We start from the raw sequence: 6,100 nt of genomic DNA on the forward strand, positions 1-6,100 counted from the left end.
CTCCTTTTCTCAACCATTTACCCGTAACAGCATCACCGCATTCAACTCAGGCACACAGGCCTGCGCTTCATCCAGTAGCTCCATCCGCGCTTGATGTTCTTGATCCAGACGCTTGCGTCGGTGTTCACGCACGGCAGGTAGCCCTATGCGCCCGATCGCTTGTAGACGCGCGCTGTAGGCATAGAGCGCACGCTCGCGCTCTTCTCGCAGTCGCGTGTGGTAATCCTCCTTCAACTCACTGAATAGAGGTTCGCCTTGCTGGTAAGCGGCAGTTTCCACCCTACTAAAGCTATCAATCGAATCAACAGCCTCATCCACTCGCAATAACTCCAGCGGCTCAGTCAAAAGCAGATCCCAAATGCGCTTGGCTGTTGGCGCGAAACTGCGCCCGTCATCGGTAACAAAAACCGGCAGAAATCTTCGGCGTGGCCGGCTGTTCAGGGCGGTAAACTCAGCCAGCGTTGCCAAACCAATTTCCCACAGCGACCAAACGCCTTTCACGCTATCCGGCAAGCTGTTAATCCGCAGCAACGGAAGTGGCTGCCCTGATACGCAACGCGGCATCTCGCTGATCAGCGCCCTAGCACGCGGGTCTTCCAGAGTAATCCACTCCCAGTCAGGGTTAGCTTCAGCAATGCGCGCGTCAAAACACCCCCGTACCGACTCGCTGCCATCAACCCAGCGAATACGCCAGGCATCGCCGTTTTTTTCGGCGGCACCGCCACGCGATGGCAAACCGTTGATGATCGCTTGCTCTAACCAATACTGCGCCGGGTGATCTCGCCACTTGCGTGCTTCGTCGGCATCCAGTGCGTGATCGCCGCTCAATAGGTCAGTACTCTGACGACTCTCGACGATCTTCTCGCGTACCTGCAACACCACGGCATCGCACTCTTGCTCGATGCGGCTGGGATCCAGCAACCCCTGGACGAACAACTCGTCAAAAAACGGCTCGACTTCGGCGGAATCCATCACGTCGGCGGCCTTGTCAACACCAAACTCCTCAGCAATTTTTGCCAGTTTCTCTTCAAGCACTTCACGCACCCGATGCTCGACGGTGTCTTCCAGCACGAAGTTAATTGCCCGCACCACGTAAGGCTGTCCAATACGATCCACCCGGCCAATACGCTGTTCGATGCGCATAGGATTCCATGGCATGTCGAAGTTGACGATGACATGGCAGAACTGCAGATTCAGACCCTCGCCCCCCGCATCAGTGGAGACCAGTACCCGCATCTCACTGGCAAAGGCTTGCTGCGCTCGTGTACGAGCGTCCAGATCCATGCCGCCGTTGAGCTGAGCCACGCTGAAACCACGACTATCGAGAAACTCGCTAAGCATTGCCTGAGTCGGTACGAACTCGGTAAAAATCAGCACCTTCAACTGGGGATCGTTTTCCTCTTGCTGTAGCTTGTAGATCAATTCCAACAGCGCCTCAGCCTTGGCATCACCGCCTGCCGCCTCGGTCTCCTTAGCCAACTCCAGAAGCGCACCAACTTCAGAACGCTCACGTTCCAAAGCGTCGCGGGTGTCTGCTCCGACGTGTACCGCTAGATCGACCTGAGCCTGACCATCAAGATCCGTCCAATCCTCTTCATCTATCGCCTCGAATAGCGATGGTTGGTGTTGCGGTGTATCCAATGCCAGCAGCCGCCGTTCCAGTGTGGTACGAATGGCGGCCGTACTGGATGTCACCAAACGCTGCATGAGGATCATCAGAAAACCGATATGCCGCTGCTTAGCGGCCATCGCTTGGTTATATCCGTGCTTTACATATTCGGTTACTGCCTCATACAGTCGGTACTGAGCAATATGGCGTGACTCCCAAGCGACAGGCTGCAACCGAGTCATGCGCGGCTTGAAGAGTGGTAAACCTTCAGCATTAATCGATAAACGTTTTTCAGTACGAATTACAAACGGCTTTACGCGCTCGCGAGTGACACTACCTTCATTAGGAAAGGCCTCCCTATCAAGCAGCTGCATCAGACGCATAAACTGATCGGTCTTGCCTTGGTGTGGCGTGGCAGAGAGCAATAACAGGTAAGGCGAGGCTTCAGCCAGTGCTGCACCGAGCTTGTAGCGAGCGACCTGTTCGGTACTGCCACCCATCCGGTGCGCTTCATCAATGATCACAAGATCCCAATTAGCCGAGATCAGGTCCTCAAAGCGCTCTCGGTTATAATTACGCAATTGCTCCAAGCTCCAGCCCTTGCGTGCCTCGAGCGGCTTGACTGAGTCAAGCGAGCAGATCACTTGATCGTGCTGCCGCCACAGACTGTCATCGTCATTACACCACTGACGAAAAGCTGCCAGCTCGGCCGGCTCAATAAACTTAAAAGGTTCACCAAAGTGCAGGCGCATTTCCGCTTGCCATTGTCGAATCAGACCTTTGGGGGCTACAACTAGAATACGTTTGATGTGGCCACGAAGTTTCAGTTCGCGCAACACCAGTCCAGCCTCGACAGTCTTGCCGAGTCCCACTTCATCGGCTAGTAGGTAGCGAATGCGATCACGACTCACCGCGCGATTGAGCGCATACAGCTGGTGCGGTAATGGCACTACGCTGGACTGGATCGGGGCCAGCAACAAATTGTCTTCTAATGCATCATGCAGCTTTGCTGCCGCTGCGGTGTGCTGAATATGTGCCAATGACGGCATAATCTCCGTCAATGATTTCAGGTCTGCTGCGCGCGCGCGAACCACCGCATTACGGGATGGCAGCCAAATGCGGTAGCTAATTTCGCCCCACATTTGCTGACAGTCGACTACTCGACAGGGTGTGGCCTGTCGAGTGTGCCAGCACCAATCTCCGATACGTAGCATAAACACTTCGATCACTCCGCTGTCTTAATCGCGCTTTTAACAACCGCATGTCCAAGCTCGGTCAAACGATATCGCTGCTTACTGCTTTGCGGCTTGTCCGGTATTGTCATCTCTAACATCCCCTCATTCAGAGCAGGCTGCTGATAGGCGTCGGAAAAATGCTTCCGATCTTTCAGCCCAAGAGACTCCATTAACTCTTGTCGAGTCATCTCACCCGAGACCCGCACAAGCATAGCCAACACTTGGGGGGCTACATGAGGGGTAGCTTGTGGGGTAGATTGTCCAGTCGTATGCAAAAAGCGCTGCTTTAACGTCTCACGGACCTGAAACAAGGTTTCGCTGATTGGATCAAGTAATTGCTGACGCACTAGGTAGTCGGCAGCCTGCTTTGCCTGCTGCGTGGTAGAGATACCCAGACCGCGGATGTCGGTCAGACTAATTTGCTGGTCCTCAGCTTGCTCCAAAGCGAAGGCCAACACATCGGCCTGTTCACGCGTCAGGTTCACGCCAATGGTTTGGCGAAAGCGCCGCATTGCATCAGTTACCAAAGGCTTGTTTATCAATGCCAGTTCAAACTCTTTGCGCGCACGGTCATTCCTAAGCAGCGGAGGAACACGCCCGAGTTCGTGCCAGTTCCGAAAAATAGCTCGTATCCCGGTACCGGCCTGATCTGACAACCCGATGCGTCGAAAAGCCTTCACGATCGCCGGGTTGCGCACTTCCTTTTCAGTGGGATCCAGAAGTTCAGCTTCAGTTACAAAGGCATCGCCTGGGTTCCAGAATATCGTTCGGTCGACAAATAGTTTGATCGATGGCTTGCGCCCGTGGTCGCCATAATCCTGGTGAATCAGCAGGTTGATGGCAGCTTCGCGAAAGGCGACATAATCAGGCGGGTCATCGTTGCGGCGCAAAGTAGCAGGATCAATCGAAAACGGATGTTCAGCAATACGCATATACCGTCCGACAAGTCCTTGCCAAGTCTGAAAAATGTTTTCCTCGAAAACATAGCGATCATGCCAACGCTCTTCGGCTAACCACTGGTCGAAAGGCGCATCAATGCGTTGATAATCCAGTACTGGGCGAGGCAGCACCTGACGGACATAGCGTCCCTTGCCAAATAACAGCACAGCGGCTCGTGTGGGTAGCAAATCGTGACCTTGCTCAATAACGAAGTTCCAGTTAAGCAAGAACTCGATAGGATCAATGATTTCGACGTGCTCTGGATTACGCCTTACAAACTGGGTCTGATACCACTTGACCGTCGCCTCATCGAAGCAAAGATCAATAGGAATGCCAGGCAACACAGCACCATCGTAACGCTCCTGCGCCGCGTCCCTCAGAAAACGCTCCAGCTCAGTCTGCGTACACTGCTCGTCGCCGGCTCCACGTCGAATATAACTTTGACGAGGATCGCCCTTGAGATATGCCGGCTTTTCCAGGCGCGGAAGCGCAGGAACATGGAAAGCAAAAACCTGTTTTCCATCAATCTCAAATCGATGCGCCTCTACTGCGATAGCACGACTTAATTTCTGCCCACCACGCAACGTGGTCAGAAAATCGTTCTGAACTTTATCCGGCTCCTCTACCCCTGTAACAACCAGTTGCCCGTTTTGTTCACTGACCCCGAATACCAGCCAACCGCCTGCCGTATTGGCAAAGGCAGAAACCGTCTTGTAAGCGTCATCCGGAACACCTTTCAGCGCCCGCTTGCATTCGAAATCGTTCCATTCAATACCGTTTAGCCGAGCAAGTAGGTCGTCCTGATTCACACGTAAGCTCTCACAGATATGCTCATCACAGAACGTCCTCAGTACGAGTCATTGCCATGTCATAAAGCGTGAGCAACTTCTCATCTTCTTGAAGGGCTGCATCTGGAAGCTTTGCCGCGATGGCTATGATCGACTGATAGTCTTTATTAACCCAAGCATTGCGAAAACCAGTACGCAGCACTTCAAGACGAAACTCCTTGAGTTTACGGCCCGTAAAACCTCGATAAGTCTCGAATTCTTTGAGTAGGGCCTTCTCGCGTTTTTTCTCCAAATCTTGAGCTTTGTTCGGATCAGGTACATACCAGCGATCCTTGGCCTTCCGAACCAACTCAGAATCATTCTTATCTAAACCGCGCAGATCCTTGTGATTAGTAGAAAGATAGCTGTGGATTTGGCTCGGCACTTCACCCTTGCCATCGTACTGAATAAAATTGTCTTCCAGCAGATCCATTAATTCGGGTCTAGCTTCATGCTTCTTCCAACCAGCACCGAGCTGGCTCATAAAATCGGAGTTAATTTCTTGATAAGTTGAGGGACGACGCTTCAAAAAATCACTCAGCCAGTCGATAGCACTACGCTCATCCGAAACAAACAGGTCCATCTGGGGAGCGACAGCAACCTGCATACGCTTCTTATCGTACTCTGCGACTTGATCATGGAGAAATACCATTCCATCTCTTTCAGCAAAGCGATTACCGAGACCAGCTTGAAACTCATGGGAGGACATTGGAACAGGGGTGTTATGCCGAACAAACCACGCGATCATGCGGTCAAAAATGATCCTCGGATCGCGCTCAGCGATAAAGTCCAGATTACCATCTTTTATTTTTACGGTAGGAAGATAGTTGAGATGCGTCCTTACGAAGTCCCAAGCAGAGTCTTCAGTCCCACCATTTTTTGAGAACCGCTGTTCAAGCCCACCATTCGGCTTATAAGCAGAGATCACAAGATCCTGCTTTACTGCGGTAGTCGTTGTTACAGCTCGATACCCTTTATGGGACTTTTCAAGAGCGGCAACATTCGCGACTACGAAACCTGCCTCTTGCAAAGAAGTTTGTATCGCATTCCATACAGCAGCCTGAGTATTAGAGAACTCAACAGTCATCCACCGTCCTGGTTTTAAAATACGAAAGGCCTCTCCAAAACACCTCGCCATTACACGACGATAGTCATCCAAAGCCTTACCCTGTGATTTATTTTCAACAGCCTCAGACGCCGCATTTGTTGTAACCTTTAACCAAGCTTCCCATAGCGAATTAAGCTCAGAGTACATAATGTTCGCCCCAAACGGCGGATCTACAAATATATAATCAACTGAATTCGCTGGTGCTTGAATTTTCTCGGCGCTACCTGTGGAAAGACAAGAGAATCCACCATAGGCAGGGCGGCGGCAAAAACTGAGTGCAACACCTGACCTTTCCGGTACGGTGCTGCCCCTATGTCTTATACCGAACTCAGCGTTGAAGAGCGCGCCACCATTCAAATCAGTCATGCCCAAGGCTTCAGCC

General features: G+C 52.0%; 2 protein-coding genes and 1 pseudogene. All 3 read right to left on the minus strand.

The window, feature by feature from the left end; genetic code table 11:
* Positions 1-9: 9 nt before the first annotated feature.
* Entirely contained in the window at positions 10-2,751 is a 2,742-nt protein-coding gene (locus tag FQ182_RS23760; RefSeq protein ID WP_256666327.1) for a DEAD/DEAH box helicase, read from the minus strand.
* An 83-nt stretch (positions 2,752-2,834) separates the two neighbouring features.
* Complete coding sequence (locus FQ182_RS23765; RefSeq protein ID WP_149414074.1) at positions 2,835-4,592, minus strand: Fic family protein; 1,758 nt, start codon at positions 4,590-4,592, stop codon at positions 2,835-2,837.
* A gap of 25 nt (positions 4,593-4,617) precedes the next feature.
* Positions 4,618-6,100 (minus strand): annotated as a pseudogene (locus FQ182_RS23770) (DNA methylase); the annotation flags it as partial.

This window comes from Pseudomonas sp. ANT_H4, assembly GCF_008369295.1.
Lineage (GTDB): Bacteria > Pseudomonadota > Gammaproteobacteria > Pseudomonadales > Pseudomonadaceae > Aquipseudomonas.

What these genes read in the sequence shown, in the direction of transcription:
- FQ182_RS23760 (WP_256666327.1), bottom strand. Translation starts at nt 2,751, where the DNA reads ATGTGGGGCGAAATTAGCTACCGCATTTGGCTGCCATCCCGTAATGCG.